14 protein-coding genes and 1 rRNA gene are annotated in these 16,331 nt (G+C 70.4%); 1 reads left to right on the top strand and 14 read right to left on the bottom strand.

Annotated features, from left to right (window positions below; translation table 11 throughout):
- From J2X59_RS02475 to otsA, 14 genes are all read right to left on the bottom strand, one after another.
- A 16S ribosomal RNA gene (locus tag J2X59_RS02475) occupies positions 1-92 on the bottom strand; the annotation flags it as partial.
- 469 nt (positions 93-561) lie between these two features.
- Complete coding sequence (locus J2X59_RS02470) at positions 562-1,332, bottom strand: fumarylacetoacetate hydrolase family protein (protein WP_066654901.1); 771 nt, start codon at positions 1,330-1,332, stop codon at positions 562-564.
- A gap of 24 nt (positions 1,333-1,356) precedes the next feature.
- Complete coding sequence (locus tag J2X59_RS02465) at positions 1,357-2,481, bottom strand: branched-chain amino acid aminotransferase (protein WP_326495567.1); 1,125 nt, start codon at positions 2,479-2,481, stop codon at positions 1,357-1,359.
- Between the two features lie 14 nt (positions 2,482-2,495).
- Positions 2,496-3,563 (bottom strand): 3-isopropylmalate dehydrogenase, encoded by a 1,068-nt coding sequence (locus J2X59_RS02460; protein ID WP_326495566.1) that lies wholly within the window; start codon positions 3,561-3,563, stop codon positions 2,496-2,498.
- An 11-nt stretch (positions 3,564-3,574) separates the two neighbouring features.
- Positions 3,575-5,164 (bottom strand): phosphoglycerate dehydrogenase, encoded by a 1,590-nt coding sequence (gene serA, locus J2X59_RS02455; protein ID WP_326495565.1) that lies wholly within the window; start codon positions 5,162-5,164, stop codon positions 3,575-3,577.
- 163 nt (positions 5,165-5,327) lie between these two features.
- The gene (locus J2X59_RS02450) at positions 5,328-5,708 is read right to left on the bottom strand and encodes a hypothetical protein (RefSeq protein ID WP_066654913.1); all 381 of its coding nucleotides are present in this window, start codon (positions 5,706-5,708) and stop codon (positions 5,328-5,330) included.
- Positions 5,705-6,145: a hypothetical protein gene (locus J2X59_RS02445; protein WP_066654915.1), complete on the bottom strand. Its 441-nt coding sequence runs from the start codon at positions 6,143-6,145 to the stop codon at positions 5,705-5,707. The genes J2X59_RS02450 and J2X59_RS02445 overlap by 4 nt, the downstream gene beginning before the upstream one ends.
- Before the next feature lie 50 nt (positions 6,146-6,195).
- On the bottom strand, positions 6,196-7,386 hold the full coding sequence (locus tag J2X59_RS02440; protein WP_066654917.1) for a mannitol-1-phosphate 5-dehydrogenase: 1,191 nt from the start codon (positions 7,384-7,386) through the stop codon (positions 6,196-6,198).
- 240 nt (positions 7,387-7,626) lie between these two features.
- Positions 7,627-8,652: a ketol-acid reductoisomerase gene (gene ilvC, locus J2X59_RS02435; RefSeq protein ID WP_111226977.1), complete on the bottom strand. Its 1,026-nt coding sequence runs from the start codon at positions 8,650-8,652 to the stop codon at positions 7,627-7,629.
- A gap of 96 nt (positions 8,653-8,748) precedes the next feature.
- Positions 8,749-9,249 carry an acetolactate synthase small subunit gene (gene ilvN, locus J2X59_RS02430; protein WP_066654921.1) on the bottom strand — a complete coding sequence of 167 codons (501 nt, stop codon included), beginning with the start codon at positions 9,247-9,249 and terminating at the stop codon, positions 8,749-8,751.
- Complete coding sequence (locus J2X59_RS02425; RefSeq protein WP_326495564.1) at positions 9,246-11,066, bottom strand: acetolactate synthase large subunit; 1,821 nt, start codon at positions 11,064-11,066, stop codon at positions 9,246-9,248. The genes ilvN and J2X59_RS02425 overlap by 4 nt, the downstream gene beginning before the upstream one ends.
- Before the next feature lie 45 nt (positions 11,067-11,111).
- Positions 11,112-12,806, bottom strand: a complete 1,695-nt coding sequence (gene ilvD / locus J2X59_RS02420) for a dihydroxy-acid dehydratase (protein WP_066654925.1) — start codon at positions 12,804-12,806, stop codon at positions 11,112-11,114.
- 72 nt (positions 12,807-12,878) lie between these two features.
- On the bottom strand, positions 12,879-13,661 hold the full coding sequence (gene otsB / locus J2X59_RS02415) for a trehalose-phosphatase (RefSeq protein ID WP_326495563.1): 783 nt from the start codon (positions 13,659-13,661) through the stop codon (positions 12,879-12,881).
- On the bottom strand, positions 13,654-15,240 hold the full coding sequence (gene otsA, locus J2X59_RS02410) for an alpha,alpha-trehalose-phosphate synthase (UDP-forming) (RefSeq protein ID WP_066654929.1): 1,587 nt from the start codon (positions 15,238-15,240) through the stop codon (positions 13,654-13,656). Before otsA ends, otsB begins: the two co-directional genes overlap by 8 nt.
- 107 nt (positions 15,241-15,347) lie before the next feature.
- On the opposite strand from otsA, the gene J2X59_RS02405 reads away from it, so the two are divergent.
- Positions 15,348-16,322, top strand: coding sequence for a magnesium transporter CorA family protein (locus J2X59_RS02405; RefSeq protein WP_066654931.1), 975 nt, complete (start codon positions 15,348-15,350; stop codon positions 16,320-16,322).
- The last annotated feature ends 9 nt before the right edge of the window (positions 16,323-16,331 follow it).

Below are 16,331 nucleotides of genomic sequence, written 5' to 3'. Positions count from 1 at the left end.
TCACAGGAGCAAGCTCCTGATCATCGTTCGACTTGCATGTGTTAAGCACGCCGCCAGCGTTCGTCCTGAGCCAGGATCAAACTCTCCGTAAAAAAATTACCAACCCACCACCGAAGCAGCAGGCCGAGTTGATCTTGACTGTAAAGACTGTCTACTGACAATCAATTCAATCCAAAAGGAATTGTCTCCGACGACCACAACCAAAGCTGCGGTCGCACGGGGTCAAAATAATTGGCATTGACAATGTGCACGCTGTTGAGTTCTCAAGGACCAGACGCACCCCCCACTCAGCACCACCACAGTGGTACCTCATCAGAGGGGCTGGAAGTTCGTTGCCGGGGAAGAACCGTGGCGGACAAGATCCCCAGGTGAACCCGGTGACCGTCTCGGCCGTTCCGTTCTCCGCCTCAGCGGCAACGAGTGATTACTCTACGCACGGCCCGACCACACCACCAACACCACCCACATCCCGGGCGTGTCGCCCTGTCGGCACCTCGTGGCCCCGGTACGGCGAACGGCCCGCTCCTCTGTGGGAACGGGCCGTTCGGGTGTCGCGAGCGCTCAGTGGCGAGCGATGACCGGGTTCTTCAGCGAGCCGATCCCCTCGATGAGGACCTCCACCACCTCGCCGTCGCGGATGGCCCCGACCCCGGCCGGGGTACCGGTGAGGATGACGTCGCCGGGCAGGAGGGTCCAGATCGACGACACGAACTCGACCAGGGACGGGATGTCGTGCACCATCTCGCTGGTCGACGCCGCCTGGCGCAGCTCGCCGTCCACGCGGGTCTCGAGTCGGATGTCCGACGGGTCGATCTCGGTCTCGATGACCGGACCGAGCGGACAGAAGGTGTCGAAGCCCTTGGCTCGCGTCCACTGTCCGTCGCGGGCCTGCAGGTCGCGCGCAGTCACGTCGTTCGCGATCGTGTACCCGAGCACGACGCTCGCGAAGTCCTCACGCCGGACGTTCTTGGCGAGCGAGCCGATCACGATGGCGAGCTCGCCCTCGTGGTCGACACGACCGACCTCGGCCGGCAGACGGATGGGGTCGTCCGGACCGATGACCGCCGTGTTCGGCTTGAGGAAGACCACGGGGTCGTCCCCCGACCGCTCGTCCATCTCCGACGCGTGCTCGGCGTAGTTCAGGCCGACGCCGATCACCTTCGACCGAGGGATCACCGGCGCGAGGAGCTTGGCGTCGGCGAGCGGCACCCGCTCCCCCGTCGTCTCGAACCCCTGGTACATCGGGTCCCCCGCAAGGACGACCAGGTCACGCTCGTCGAGGATGCCGTACCGCGGGTCTTCACCCGTGCTGCTGAACCGTGCGATCTTCACTGTTCGACCCTACCGATCCGCGGCTCAGGCCGGGTCCGTCAGGCGCGTCATCCACCCGTGGGGGTCGGGACGACGGCCGTACTGGATGTCGGTCAGTTCCTGGCGGAGCGACATCGTCAGCTCGCCGGCACCGACGGTCGGCGACCCGATCGTGAAGCCCTCGCCGCGGAGCTCCGCGATCGGCGTGACCACCGCGGCCGTCCCGCAGGCGAACGCCTCGGTGATCGAGCCGTCGGCCACCCCGTCCCGCCACTCGTCGAGCGTCACCCGACGACGCTCCACCCGGAGCCCGCGGTCCTCGGCGAGCTGCAGGATCGAGTCGCGGGTGATGCCCTCGAGGATCGACTCCGAGTCCGGCGTGACGAGCGTGCCGTCCGACCGCACGAGCACGACGTTCATGCCGCCGAGCTCCTCGAGGTACCTGCCCTCCTCGGAGTCGAGGAACATCACCTGCTGGCAGCCCTGCTCGTAGGCCTCCTGCTGCGGGAGCAGGGACGCGGCGTAGTTCCCGCCGGTCTTCGCAGCACCGGTCCCGCCACGTGCGGCACGGGCGTACTTCGTCGACAGCCAGATGCTCACGGGCTTCGGTCCGGACGTGAAGTACGCCCCGGCCGGGCTGGCGATGCAGTGGTACGCGACCTCCTGCGCGGCACGGACCCCGAGGAAGGACTCGGTCGCGATCATGAACGGGCGCAGGTAGAGGCTGGTCTCCGGCGCCGACGGCACCCAGTCCACGTCGGCGCGGACGAGCTGCCGGACCGACTCGACGAAGACCTCGAGCGGCAGCTCCGGGAGCGCGAGCCGACGGGCCGAGCGCTGGAAGCGGCGCGCGTTCGCGTCCGGCCGGAAGGACCACACCGACCCGTCCGCGTGGCGGTAGGCCTTCATGCCCTCGAAGATCTCCTGCGCGTAGTGGAACACGCTGGCGCTGGGGTCGAGGGTCAGCGGTCCGTACGGGTGGATCGATGCGTTGTGCCAGCCGGCCTCGAGCGACCACGCGACGCTGGCCATGTGGTCGGTGAAGTACTTGCCGAAGCCCGGGTCGGCGAGGATCTCCTCGCGCTCGGCCGCGGCCCGACGCTCGGGCGACGGCGTGTTCGCGAACTCGAGGGCGAAGTCGCCGTCGGTCTCGGTGTCGGTGCTGCTCATCAGGGTGACTCCTGTCAGGCGGTGGTGGTGCGTGCTGCGACCGCGGCGGCGATGGCGTCGCCGACCTCGGCCGTGCTGCGCGGCGTGGTGCCCCGGCTCGCGAGGTCGGCCTCGACCGCCTGTGTCACGGCCGCCGCCAGGTCTGCACGACCGAGGTGGTCGAGCAGCAGGGCGACGGACAGGACGGCGGCGGTCGGGTCGGCGACCTGCTGGCCTGCGATGTCCGGCGCGGAACCGTGGACCGGCTCGAACATGCTGGGGAAGGTGCCGTCCGGGTTGATGTTCCCCGAGGCCGCCAGACCGATGCCGCCGCTGATCGCGCCGGCCAGGTCGGTGATGATGTCCCCGAACAGGTTGTCGGTGACGATGACGTCGAACCGCCCGGGCTCGCGGACCATGTGGATCGTCACCGCGTCGACGTGCTGGTAGTCGACGGTCACGTCCGGGTGCTCCTCGGCGACCGCCGCGACCGTCCGCTGCCAGAGGGAACCCGCGTGCACGAGCACGTTGCTCTTGTGCACGAGGGTCAGGTGCTTCCGCGGGCGGCGGGAGGCGAGGTCGAAGGCGTACCGGACGACGCGCTCGACACCGTGTGCCGTGTTGAGGGACACCTCGGTGGCGATCTCGTGCGGCGTGCCGACGCGGATCGCGCCGCCGTTGCCGACGTACGGGCCCTCGGTGCCCTCGCGCACGACGACGAAGTCGACCGCGCCCGGGTCGGCGAGCGGGCTCGCGACCGAGGAGTACACCGTCGTGGGGCGGAGGTTGACGTAGTGGTCGAACGCGAAGCGCAGCTTGAGCAGGAGCCCACGCTCGATGATCCCGCCCGCGAGGCGCGGGTCCCGCGGGTCTCCGCCGACGGCGCCGAGCAGGATCGCGTCGTGCTCGGCGATCGCGGACATGTCGTCGTCGGTGAGGATGTCGCCCGTCTCGAGGTACCGGGCGGCACCGAGCGAGAAGGCGGTCTCCTGCACGTCGAGGTCGTCCGGCAGCACCGCGTGCAGGACCTTCAGCGCCTCGTCCACCACCTCGGGCCCGATGCCGTCGCCGCGGACGACCGCCAGCTTGACCGTCTGTGCCATGTCCCGGACCCCTACAGCGTGATGTCGATCTCGCGGAGCGAGGTCGCGTCGATGGTGGAACGCACGTGCTCGAGGATCTCCGCTGGCACCGGCGAGTCGACCGTCAGGACGCTCAGCGCCTGCCCGCCGGCGGCCTCGCGCGAGATCTGCATCGCGGCGATGTTGATGCCGGCGTCGCCGAACTCCTTGCCGTAGACCGCGACGATGCCGGGGCGGTCGGTGTAGACCATCACGACGTGGTGCGCGTCGAGGGCGACCTCGACGTCGTGGCCGTTGATCTCCACGAGCTTCTCGACCTGCTTGGCACCGGTCAGCGTGCCGGACACGCTGATCGCGGGCCCGTCGGACTGGGCACCGCGGATCGTGAGGACGTTGCGGTACTCCGGGCTGTCGGCGTCGGTGATGAGCCGGACGCTCACGCCGCGCTGCTCCGCGATGAGCGGAGCGTTGACGTACGAGACCTGGTCGCTGACGACGTCGGTGAAGACGCCCTTGAGGGCTGCGAGCTTCAGCACGCTGACGTCGTACTGCGCGAGCTCGCCGTGCACCTCGACGTCGATGCTCGTCACCGGCGAGGTGGCCAGGCCGGTGAAGACCTGACCGAGCTTCTCCATGAGCGGGATCCCCGGACGGACGTACGGGTCGATGACGCCGCCGGCGACGTTGACCGCGTCCGGCACGAGTTCGCCGCCGAGCGCGAGGCGCACGGACTTCGCGACGGAGACGCCGGCCTTCTCCTGGGCCTCGTCCGTCGAGGCGCCGAGGTGCGGCGTGACGACGACGTTCGGCAGCGCGAGCAGCGGCGAGTCCTTCGGCGGTTCGGACACGAACACGTCGAGGCCGGCGCCGGCGATCTCCCCGGACGTGAGCGCCCGGTGCAGGGCGTCCTCGTCGATCAGGCCGCCGCGGGCGACGTTCACGACGAAGGCGGTCGGCTTCATGAGCGCGAACTGCTCGTCCGAGATCATGCCCACCGTCTCCGGCGTCTTCGGCATGTGGATCGTGGTGAAGTCCGCACGACGGAGGAGGTCCTCGAGCGACACCAGCTCGACCCCGAGCTGCTGGGCCCTGGCCGTCGTGACGTAGGGGTCGTACGCGATGACCGAGACGCCGAACGCCTGCAGGCGCTGCGTGATGAGCGCGCCGATGCGGCCGAGGCCGATGATGCCGACGGTCTTCTCGTAGAGCTCGACGCCCGTGTACGACGAACGCTTCCACGCGCCGGCCGCGAGCGACGCGTGGGCCGCGGGGATGTGGCGCGCGAGCGACAGGATGTGGCCGACCGTGAGCTCGGCGGCCGAGATGATGTTCGACGTCGGCGCGTTGACGACCATCACGCCGGCGGTGGTCGCCGCCTTGATGTCGACGTTGTCCAGGCCGACGCCCGCGCGGGCGACCACCTTGAGGTGCGGCGCCGCGGCGATGGCCTCGGCGTCGATCTTCGTGGCGGACCGCACCAGCACGGCGTGCGCGTCGGCGAGGGAGGACAGGAGCGCGGCACGGTCGGTACCGTCCACGTTCCGGATCTCGAAGTCGGGCCCGAGGGCGTCGACGGTGGCGGGCGAGAGTTCTTCGGCGATCAGGACGACCGGCTTCGGCACAGCTGCAGTTCCTCACACGAGACGGGCGGTATCCCACCATCGTATCGACGCGGGGACCCGGTTACGACCGCACCGTCGGTCCCCGACGGAACCACACGCCGGTCCGGAGGCGCGGAGCCAGCGGGCACCGTGCCTCCCGTCCGTGGGACGGTCGCGACGTGCGTCAGAAGTCGAGCAGGCGCGGCACGAACAGCTGGAGGTCGAGCCAGAGCGCGCCCGCCGCGGCGAACGCGACGACGAAGACACCGACCGTCACCGACAGCCGAGCCCGGCGCGTCGTCCAGAGGGCGACCACGAACGCGACGGGAGCGATCGCGATGTCGAGGACGAGCCAGCCCCAGGGGGTGCTGCGCTGCAGCGACGAACCACCGGAGGTCGTCTCGAGGAACGTGTTGAACGCGCGAACCGACTGCGAGACGGTGACGAGGTTCCCGACGCTCTGGACGGTCATGTAGGCGAACAGCGCGCCGAAGACCACCCAGACGACGATGCGGCCGACGAGCGGGGACGAGGTCCGGCGGGCTGCCGGTGTCGTGGCGGTCACCCGAAGCTCCTGGTCATGAGGAACGGCCAGGGGAAGAGCACGGCGGCTCCGAGCAGCATCCACAGCAGCCGCGTGCGGGTCCGACGACCACGACCGGCCCAGAGCACCACGGTGAACCACAGCGCGGGCGCGACGATCGACAGGAAGCGGAGGACCTCGACGAAGACGGTGAGCAGCGTGTCGACGTTCGCGACGTACGCGGTCGAGGCGGTGAGCAGCCACGCCACCGTGTAGAGCAGGTAGAGCCCGCCGAAGACCCCGAAGCCGACCAGGGCACCGGAGGTCTCCGGGCGCTCCGGGTCGCGTCCGCCGTGGCCCTTCACCGTGACCGGGTTGTGGGCCGCGTCGACGTGGGTCGCGTCGTCCGCGTCACCCCAGCTGAGGGCGTCGTCGTCGTGGTCGACCGAGCCGTCGGGCGGGGATGCTGCCGTGGTCATGGGGACGATTCTACGAGGGACCCGCGACGGCGGACACCACGAGGGACCGCTCAGACGTCGGCGGGCTGGGTCGCGAGGACCCCGGCGACGACGTCGCGCACCGCGGGGAACAGCGGGTGGCTCTCCACGAGCCCGGTCAGGATCTCGGTGAGTGCGTGCGCCGTCGCGCCGGAGCGGAGCAGGGCGTGCAGCTCGATCGACTCGGGGTCGTTCTCGTCGTCGAACGCCAGGGCGACCCGGACCGCTCCGAGCAGGTGCTCGACCGGGAGCCCGCGTTCGGCCAGCTGCGACGCCGGGCCGATGAAGCGCTCACGCCGTCCGAGCTTCCGCAGCGGGTTGCGCCCCACACGCGCCGTGGTGTCCGGCAGGAGCGGGTTCGCGATGCGGGTGAGGTTCGCAGCGACGTAGCGGGCGTGCTCGGCCGGGTCGAACCCGTGCTTGGCGACCAGGAGCGCGGTCGTCTCGGCGAGGACCCCGTCGACCTCGGCGCGGACCTCGCGGTCCTCGAGGGCCTCGCGGATGAGTCGGATCCCGCGGACGAAGCCGTGGTACGCCGCGGTCGCGTGGGCGGTGTTCACCGTGTAGAGCTTCCGCTCGACGAACGGCTGCAGGTCGTCGACCCAGGTGACGCCGTCGATCTGCGGCGGCTCGGCGTCGGACGGAGCGAAGGGGGTGCGCTCGATGACCCACTCGTAGAACGGCTCGAGCACGACGTCGAGACCACCGGACTGTCCGAGCACCCCGGACTGGTCCGGGACGATGCGGTCGATCGCGCAGTTCGCGAAGACCGCCGCGACGTGACGGTCCTCGAGGATCGGGGCGCGTCGGATGCTGGCGTGCAGCGAGTCCGTCGCGTTGAAGGCGTTCTCGCAGGCCACGACCGTGACGTCGCCGCGCTCCGGTGCCCGTGCCGCGAGGCCCTCGGCGATGACCGGGGCGACGAGCGGCAGCGTGCGTGCACCGACGGCGGTCGTGACGACGTCGGCCTCGGCGATCGCCTGGACGACGCGCTCGCGGTCGGTCTTGCTGCTGAGTGCACGGAAGCCGTACACGAGGTGTTCGACGGGCTGCTCGCCGACCTCGTGGACCACGAAGCGGCCGGCGTCGTTGAGCGCGGAGACGACGCGGTCGTCCACGTCGACGAAGGTGAGCTCGTAGCCGCTCGCGACCAGGAACTGACCCACGAACCCGCGCCCGATCTTGCCGGCGCCGATGTGGACCGCTCGCTTCGTCACCGCCATCCGATGATCCTCCCACGTCGGAGGACCCGGTCGTGACCACTCCTCGCGACGCCGCGGAGCCGCATCGGCAGCACTGCGGAACGGGTCACGGAAGCGGAGCGCCGGGGTACGGGGACGCCACGGGGGCGCCAGGTGCTGGCGCTGGAGCTGGAGGGGTACAGGTGCATGTCGTTCGGGTCACGTCGCGAGGCGGCGGTGCGAACGCACCGCCGCCTCGGGAGTCGGGTGGTCGACCGCAGACTACCGCGCGGCCGAGCCGTCCACGTAGTCGGCGTCGTTCGACTTCCACGCGAACAGCGCGCGGAGCTCGCGGCCGGTGGCCTCGATCGGGTGGCCCTCGCCCTTCGCGCGGAGCTCCTTGAACTCCGGCGCGCCGGCGTCCTGGTCCTCGATGAAGCGCTTGGCGAAGGTGCCGTCCTGGATGTCGGAGAGCACGGCCTTCATGTTCTCCTTGACCTCGGGCGAGATCACGCGGGGGCCGGAGACGTAGTCACCGAACTCGGCGGTGTCGGAGATCGACCAGCGCTGCTTGGTGAGGCCGCCCTCCCAGATGAGGTCGACGATGAGCTTGAGCTCGTGCAGGACCTCGAAGTAGGCGATCTGCGGCTGGTAGCCCGCCTCGACCAGGGTCTCGAAGCCGTACTGGATGAGCTGCGACGTGCCACCGCAGAGGACGGCCTGCTCACCGAACAGGTCGGTCTCGGTCTCCTCGGTGAAGGTCGTCTTGATGCCGCCGGATCGCAGGCCGCCGATGGCCTTGGCGTACGACCAGGCGAGGTCCCAGGCGCTGCCGGAGGCGTCGACCTCGACGGCGACGATCACGGGCACGCCGCGGCCGGCCTCGTACTCGCGACGGACGGTGTGCCCCGGGCCCTTCGGCGCGACGAGCGCGACGTCGACGCCCTCGGGGGCCTCGATGTAGCCGTAGCGGATGTTGAAGCCGTGGCCGAAGACGAGCGTCGCGCCGTCCTTCAGGTTCGGCTCGATGTCCTCGGCGTAGACGATGCGCTGCACCTGGTCCGGCGCGAGGATCACGACGACGTCGGCGTTCTTCGTCGCCTCGGCCGGGGTGAGGACCTCGAAGCCCGCCTCGGTCGCCTTGTCGCGGCTCTTCGAGCCCTCCTTGAGGCCGATGACGACCTCGACGCCGGAGTCACGGAGGTTGAGCGCGTGGGCGTGGCCCTGCGAGCCGTAGCCGATGACGGCGACCTTCTTGCCCTGGATGAGCGTCAGGTCGGCGTCGGCGTCGTACACGATGTCAGTCACGAGGGTGTGTCTCCTTGGTTCTGGTGGCTTGTGGTGTGCGGACGGGAGGCGCGTGGCGGGACCGCCCCGCGCCTCCCGCCCGGAAGCGGGGTGTGCTCAGCGCACGCGGTCGGTGATGCTCTTCGGCCCACGGCCCATGCCGAGCAGACCGGCGCGGGCGAGTTCCTTGACGCCGTAGGGCTCGAGGACGCGGAGGATCGCCTGGATCTTGCCCGGATCGCCGGTCACCTCGACGATGAGCGAGTCGGTCGCCACGTCGACGACCTGCGCGCGGAAGAGGTTCACGGCCTCGAGCACGGCCGAGCGGGTCTGGTTGTCGACGCGGACCTTGACGAGCATGTGCTCGCGCTGCACCGACTGGGAGAAGTCGAGCTCGACGATCTTGATGACGTTGACGAGCTTGTTGAGCTGCTTCGTCACCTGCTCCAGCGGCAGGTCCTCGACGTCGACGACGACCGTGATCCGGGACAGGCCCTCGACCTCGGTGCCGCCCACGGCGAGCGACTCGATGTTGAAGCCGCGCCGGGCGAACAGCCCCGCGACGCGCGTCAGCAGACCCGGCTTGTCCTCGACGAGGAGGGAGAGGACGTGGCTCATGCGGTTTCTCCCGTCATGTCGGCGTCCTCGTCGTCCCAGGTCGGGGCGAGGGCCTGGGCGTACTCGATGGACGAGTTGCTGACGCCCTGCGGGACCATGGGCCAGACCATCGAGTCGCGGCTGACCACGAAGTCGATCACCACGGGGCGGTCGTTCGTCTCGAGGGCGAGCTGGATGGCGGCGTCGACCTCGTCCGCCTTCTCGACGCGGATGCCGAGGGCACCGTAGGCGTCGGCGAGCTTCACGAAGTCCGGGACGCGGCGCGTGCCGTGACCGGTCTGCAGGTCGGTGAAGGAGTGTCGCCCGTCGTAGAACAGCGTCTGCCACTGCCGCACCATGCCGAGCGAGGAGTTGTTGATGATCGCGACCTTGATCGGGATGTCGTTGATGACGCAGGTCGCGAGCTCCTGGTTCGTCATCTGGAAGCAGCCGTCGCCGTCGATCGCCCAGACCACGCGGTCCGGCTGGGCGACCTTCGCGCCCATCGCCGCGGGGACCGAGTAGCCCATGGTGCCGGCGCCACCCGAGTTCAGCCAGGCGTTCGGCCGCTCGTACCGGATGAACTGCGCGGACCACATCTGGTGCTGACCGACCCCGGAGGCGAACACGCCCTCGGGACCGGTGAGCTCACCGATGCGCTTGATGATCGCCTGCGGCGCGAGCAGCCCGTCGGTCGGCTCCGCGTACCCGAGCGGGAAGTCCTGCCGGAGCTGGTCGAGCTTCGCCCACCAGGCGCTCGTGTCCGCCCGGTCGGCGGAGACGTCGTCCCACGCATCGAGGAGGTCGACGAGGACCTCGCGGGCGTCGCCGACGATCGGCACGTCGGCGAAGCGGATCTTCGAGATCTCCGCGGGGTCGATGTCGACGTGCACGACCTTGGCGTGCGGCGCGAACTCGTCCGCCTTGCCCGTCACCCGGTCGTCGAAGCGTGCGCCGAGGGCGACGATGAGGTCGCTCTCCTGCAGGCCGAGCACCGCGGGCACCGTGCCGTGCATGCCCGGCATGCCGAGGTGCTGCTGATGCGAGTCCGGGAAGGCGCCACGGGCCATGAGCGTCGTGACGACCGGCGCACCGGTGGCCTCGGCGAAGCGCAGGAGCTCGGCCGACGCACCGGAGCGGACGACGCCGCCGCCGACGTACAGCACCGGACGCTCGGCCTCGGCCAGCAGCTGGGCCGCGGCCGTGATCTGCTTGCCGTGCGCCTTCGTGACCGGACGGTAGCCGGGCAGGTCGATCTTCGGCGGCCAGACGTACGGCGCCGACTTCTGCTGGGCGTCCTTCGTGATGTCGACGAGCACCGGGCCCGGACGACCCGTCGTCGCGATCTGGTGGGCCGCCGCCAGCGTCGCCGGCACGTCGGCGGGGTCGGTCACGAGGAACGAGTGCTTCGTGATCGGCATCGTGATGCCGACGATGTCGGCCTCCTGGAAGGCGTCGGTGCCCATCAGGGTCGAGAACACCTGCCCGGTGATCGCGATGAACGGCACCGAGTCCATGTAGGCGTCGGCGATCGCCGTGACGAGGTTCGTCGCACCGGGACCGGACGTCGCGATGGCGACACCGACCTTGCCGGACGAGGAGGCGTACCCCTCGGCGGCGTGGCCGGCACCCTGCTCGTGGCGCACGAGGACGTGACGGATGGTCGTCGACGCCATGAGCTCGTCGTAGAACGGGATGATCGCGCCGCCGGGCAGGCCGAAGACGTCGGTGATCCCGAGGTGCTCGAGCGTCCGCAGGACGGCTCCCGAGCCGGTCAGGATCTCGGGCGACCGCCGCGTACCGGCGGCCGCGGACAGCGGAGTGGCTTCCGTGGGCATGAGGTGGTCCTTGCCTGGAGGGATGGCGGTTCGAACGTGTCGACGCTAGCCCGTGACCGCGCCCTTGGCGGCGGACTGGACGAGCTTCGCGAACTTCGCGAGGACTCCGCGGGTGTAGCGCGGGGGCAGCGGGGCCCAGCCTTCTCGGCGGGCCTCCAGCTCGGCGTCGTCGACCAGTAGGTCGAGCGAGCGAGCCGCGATGTCGACACGGATGCGGTCGCCATCGCGCACGAATGCCACTGGACCTGCGTCCACGGCTTCCGGTGCGATGTGGCCGATGCACAGGCCGGTTGTGCCGCCTGAGAATCGTCCGTCCGTCAACAGTAGTACATCCTTGCCCAGGCCCGCGCCCTTGATGGCCGCGGTGATGGCGAGCATCTCGCGCATGCCGGGGCCGCCCTTCGGGCCCTCGTAGCGGATGACCACCACGTCGCCCTTCTGGATCCGTCCCTCGGTCAGGGCGTCCATGGCGGCGCGTTCGCGGTCGAACACCCGCGCCGGGCCCTCGAACACGGCAGCGTCGAAGCCGGCGGTCTTCACGACGGCACCCTCGGGCGCGAACGAGCCCTTGAGGATCGTCAGGCCACCGGTGGTGTGGATCGGGTTGTCGAGCTTCCGGAAGACCTCGCCGTCGAGCTCCGGCGGGTCGATCTCGGCCAGGTTCTCGGCGAGGGTCTTGCCGGTGACGGTCATGACGTCGCCGTGCAGCAGACCGGCCTCGAGCAGCGCCTTCATGATCACCGGGATGCCGCCGTTGCGGTCGACGTCGACCATGACGTACTTGCCGAACGGCTTCATGTCCGCCAGGTGCGGCACCTTCGAGCCGATGCGGTTGAAGTCGTCGAGGCTCAGCTCGACCTCGGCCTCGTGCGCGATCGCGAGCAGGTGCAGCACGACGTTGGTCGAGCCTCCCAGCGCCATCGCGACGGCGATGGCGTTCTCGAACGCCTCCTTCGTCAGGATCTGGCGGGCGGTGAGCCCGAGGCGCAGCATGTTGACGACCGCCTCGCCGGAGCGGTGGGCGTAGTAGTCACGGCGACGGTCGGCGCTCGGCGGGGCCGCGGACCCGGGCAGCGACATGCCGAGGGCCTCGGCCACGCTCGCCATCGTGTTCGCGGTGTACATCCCGCCGCAGGCGCCCTCGCCCGGGACGATCGCGCACTCGATTTCCTTGAGCTCGGCCTCGGTCATGGTGCCGGCCTTGCACGCACCGACGCCCTCGAAGGAGTCGATGATCGTGACCTCCTTGAAGGAGCCGTCGGCCTGCTTCACGTAGCCCGGCATGACCGAGCCCGCGTAGAGGAAGACGCTCGCGAGGTCCAGGCGCGCGGCGGCCATGAGCATGCCGGGGAGCGACTTGTCGCAGCCGGCGAGCAGCACGGTGCCGTCGAGGCGCTCGGCATTGACGACCGTCTCGACGCTGTCGGCGATGACCTCGCGGGAGACGAGCGAGAAGTGCATGCCCTCGTGGCCCATCGAGATGCCGTCCGAGACGGAGATGGTGCCGAACTGCAGCGGGTACCCGCCGCCGGAGTGCACGCCCTCCTTCGCGCCCTGGGCGAGGCGGTCGAGCGAGAGGTTGCAGGGGGTGATCTCGTTCCAGGACGAGGCGATCCCGATCTGCGGCTTGTCCCAGTCGGCGTCGCCCATGCCGACGGCGCGGAGCATGCCACGCGAGGTGGTCGCTTCGATCCCGTCGGTGACGACCCGGCTGCGCGGCTTCACGTCGATGTCAGGCATGGAGGCAGTCTAGGACCAGTTGGGATACCACCCGGACACCGTTGCGCGGACGGGAGGCGCGGGGCCGGGTCGTCAGCGCGTCGCGCGCAGGCGTCCGAGCTGCTTCAGGACGTCGGTGAGCGCCGCGGGGTCGGCCACGCGGTGGGCGGCGAGCGTGTCGCCCTCCCCCACCTTCACGCCGACGTCGCCGTCGCGGAGCACCCGGAAGGCGTCCTCGTCGGTGACGTCGTCGCCGGCGAAGAACACCGCGTCGGCCCCGCGGAGCCCGCGCAGTCGATCGATCGCGTCGCCCTTCGTGACGTGCCGGACGGCGAACTCGACGATGTCCTTGCCGCCGCGCTCCAGCACGTCCGGGTCTGCTGCGTGCGCCGCCTCGTGCGCCGCCGCGTTCGCCGCGGCCGCGTCCTCGGCGCTCGCCCGCCGGGTGTGCACACCGTGGCCGGCCGGCTTGTGCTCGATCACGACGTCGGGGAACCGTGCACCGACCTCGTCGAGGGCAGCGCCGACCCGTTCGACCCGCGCGAGCTCGTCGTCGCTCAGCGCGGCCTCGTCGTGGCCGTCCACGCGCCACTCGACGCCGTGCGACCCGACGAGCGCCATGCCGTCGGGCGCGTGCGACACCCGGGCGAGCCCCTCGAGCGGACGCCCGGAGACGAGCACGACCTCGGTGTCGCGGGCGCGCTGCAGGGTGAGCACCGCGGCCCAGGAACCGGGGAGCGCCCCGACCCGTGCGGGGTCGTCGGCGAAGGGTGCGAGCGTGCCGTCGAAGTCGAGGGCGACGAGCAGTCGCGGCGCAGCCGCGAGCGTCTCGAGGGCCGCCGCCAGGACGGCCGGGTCGGTGGAGACCTCAGGCACCGCGTGCCTCCCGGGTGTCCTCGGCGGCACGCGCCTTCTGCGCGTCCTGGTCGAAGATCGACATCCCGTCGTCCTCCGCCTCGCGGTGCCGCTCGCCGCCGTCGTCGGACGGGTCGATCCGCGACCCGCGCGGGGCGTGCCGGTCGAGCGCCTCGAGGAACGAGCGGGACCACCGGGCCACGTCGTTGTCGCGGACGCGCTTGCGGAGCGCGCGCATGCGCGTGGAGCGCTCGCGGCGGGGCATCTCGATGGCGCGCTGGATCGAGTCCTTCAGCGCGCCGATGTCGTGCGGGTTGACGATGACGGCCTGCTTGAGCTCGTCGGCGGCACCCGCGAACTCGGACAGGATGAGCACGCCGTCGTTGTCGAACCGGGCGGCCACGTACTCCTTCGCGACCAGGTTCATGCCGTCGCGCAGGGCCGTGACGAGCATGATGTCGGCGGCCAGGTAGAGCGCCACCATCTCCTCGCGCGGGTACCCGTGGTGCAGGTACGCGATGGGCTGGTGGCCGATGACCCCGAGGTCGCCGTTGATGCGGCCGACGGTGAGCTCGATCTCGTCGCGCAGCGTCGCGTAGGTGTCGACCCGCTCGCGGCTCGGGCTCGCGACCTGCACGAGCGTGGCGTCCTCGACCGCGATCCGGCCGTCCTCGACGAGCTCGCCGAACGCCTTGATCCGGTGCCGGATGCCCTTCGTGTAGTCGAGCCGGTCGACGCCGAGCAGCACGGTCTTCGGGTTGCCGAGGCTCTCGCGGATCTCCCGCGCGCGCTCCTGCACCTCGGGCCGGTGGGCGATCTCCTCGAAGCTCTCGGCATCGATGGAGATCGGGAAGTGCCGTGCCTCGACGTGCCGCACGGTGATGCCCTTGCGGCTCCGCGGGGCCGCCGGGTCGTCCACGGGGACGTCGATGGTCGACCCCTTGGTGGTGTAGCCCTTGATGTGCCGGACCGCGCGGAGGAAGTCGCTCGCGTCGTCCTGGCGCTGGAAGCCGATCACGTCGGCACCGAGCAGCCCGTCGAGGATCTGCGCGCGCCAGGGCAGCTGCGCGTAGATGCCGACCGGCGGGAACGGGATGTGGTTGAAGAAGCCGATCGTCAGGTCGGGGCGGCGCTCCCGCAGCAGCGCCGGCAGGAGCTGCAGCTGGTAGTCCTGCACCCACACGATGCCGTCCTGTTCGACGATCTCGGCGATCTGGTCGGCGAAGCGCTCGTTGACGCGTCGGTACGCGATCCACCAGTCGCGGTGGTAGCTCGGGTGCTCGATGACGTCGTGGTAGAGCGGCCACAGCGTGTCGTTGCTGAACCCCTCGTAGTACTCCTCGACGTCGGCGGCGCTGAGCGGCACCGGCACGATGTGGATGCCCTCGTTGTCGAACGGTGCGACCTCGACGTCCGGCTGGCCGACCCACCCGACCCAGGCGCCGTCGTTGGCGCGCATGACCGGTTCGAGCGCCGTCACCAGCCCGCCGGGCGAGTGCCGCCACCCCTCGTTGCCGTCCTCGTCGACGACGCGGTCCACCGGGAGGCGGTTCGAGGCGACGACGAAGGCGTAGCGGTCCGGGTCGGTGTCTGCTGCCATGGGGTGCTGGTGTCTCCGTTCCCTCCGGCCGGTGCGCCGGGATCGAGGCCGACGGTACCAGCGGAGGGGCGGCCGGCTCTCGGTGCGCCGTCACTAGGCTCGTCGCCATGGTCATGACACGGGCGTGGCGGGACGGCACCGCGGTGGAGCGGGACTTCCCCGTCGAGCGGGTGTCGGACCTGCTGGAGCGCGACGACGGCACCTTCGTGTGGGTGGACCACGTCGACCCGGACCCCGGTGACCTGGACCAGCTCGAGGACGAGCTCGGGGTGCACGCGCTCGCGGTCGAGGACGCCCTCGAGCACGGGCAGCGGCCGAAGCTCGACCGCTACCGGGACAGCCTGTTCCTGGTCGTCTACGACGTCGACGGCCTCGACGCCGAGGGCGAGCTCGTCACGCACGAGGTGAAGGCCTTCGTCACGCACCGGGCGCTCGTGACCATCCACGGCCCCGACGTCGACCTCGGCGCCGTCGAACGGCGGCTGGAGGCGAACGCCGACCTGGCCGACCGCGGGGTGCCCTGGCTCGTCTGGGGACTCCTCGACGCCGTCGTCGACCACGCCACGAAGGCCGTCGAGGACATCGAGGCACGCATCGACGACCTCGAGGACGACCTGTTCGAGCACGGGGACCCGCGCGAGCAGCAGGTCCAGCGCCGGTCCTTCCGGCTGCGGAAGGCGCTCGGCGTGCTCCGGCGGCAGGTCGTGCCCACGCGCGACAGCGTCGGGTCCCTGCTGCACGGCGACGCCGAGACGATCGCCGACGGCATCCGCCCGTACCTCCGTGACGTCGAGGACCACCTCGTGACGATCGCGGACTCGGTCGAGCAGCTCCGCGACGCGGTGTCGAGCGTCCTCGACACGAACCTGAACCTGGCGTCGAACCGGCAGAACACCGTGATGAAGAAGGTGACGAGCTGGGCGGCGATCATCGCGATCCCGACCGCCATCACCGGGTTCTTCGGGCAGAACGTGACGTTCCCCGGGGAGGGGCACTGGAGCGGGCTGGCCGCGTCGGTGTCGCTGATCGTCGCGACGTCGCTCGTGCTCTACCGCGTGTTCAAGAGCAAGGACTGGCTGTAGCCGGCCGCC

This window comes from Curtobacterium sp. 260 (assembly GCF_030803485.1).
Taxonomy (GTDB): Bacteria; Actinomycetota; Actinomycetes; order Actinomycetales; family Microbacteriaceae; genus Curtobacterium.
The sequence above is the reverse complement of the archived record's forward strand: the minus strand, read 5'-3'. Positions and strand labels throughout refer to the sequence as shown.

Excerpts from the sequence above, each read along its gene's own strand:
- J2X59_RS02465 (WP_326495567.1), bottom strand. The coding sequence starts at position 2,481 with ATGAGCAGCACCGACACCGAGACCGACGGCGACTTCGCCCTCGAGTTC.
- J2X59_RS02460 (WP_326495566.1), bottom strand. The coding sequence starts at position 3,563 with ATGGCACAGACGGTCAAGCTGGCGGTCGTCCGCGGCGACGGCATCGGG.
- J2X59_RS02445 (WP_066654915.1), bottom strand. The coding sequence starts at position 6,145 with ATGACCACGGCAGCATCCCCGCCCGACGGCTCGGTCGACCACGACGAC.
- J2X59_RS02440 (WP_066654917.1), bottom strand. The coding sequence starts at position 7,386 with ATGGCGGTGACGAAGCGAGCGGTCCACATCGGCGCCGGCAAGATCGGG.
- ilvN (WP_066654921.1), bottom strand. The coding sequence starts at position 9,249 with ATGAGCCACGTCCTCTCCCTCCTCGTCGAGGACAAGCCGGGTCTGCTG.
- J2X59_RS02425 (WP_326495564.1), bottom strand. The coding sequence starts at position 11,066 with ATGCCCACGGAAGCCACTCCGCTGTCCGCGGCCGCCGGTACGCGGCGG.
- ilvD (WP_066654925.1), bottom strand. The coding sequence starts at position 12,806 with ATGCCTGACATCGACGTGAAGCCGCGCAGCCGGGTCGTCACCGACGGG.
- otsA (WP_066654929.1), bottom strand. The coding sequence starts at position 15,240 with ATGGCAGCAGACACCGACCCGGACCGCTACGCCTTCGTCGTCGCCTCG.
- J2X59_RS02405 (WP_066654931.1), top strand. The coding sequence starts at position 15,348 with ATGGTCATGACACGGGCGTGGCGGGACGGCACCGCGGTGGAGCGGGAC.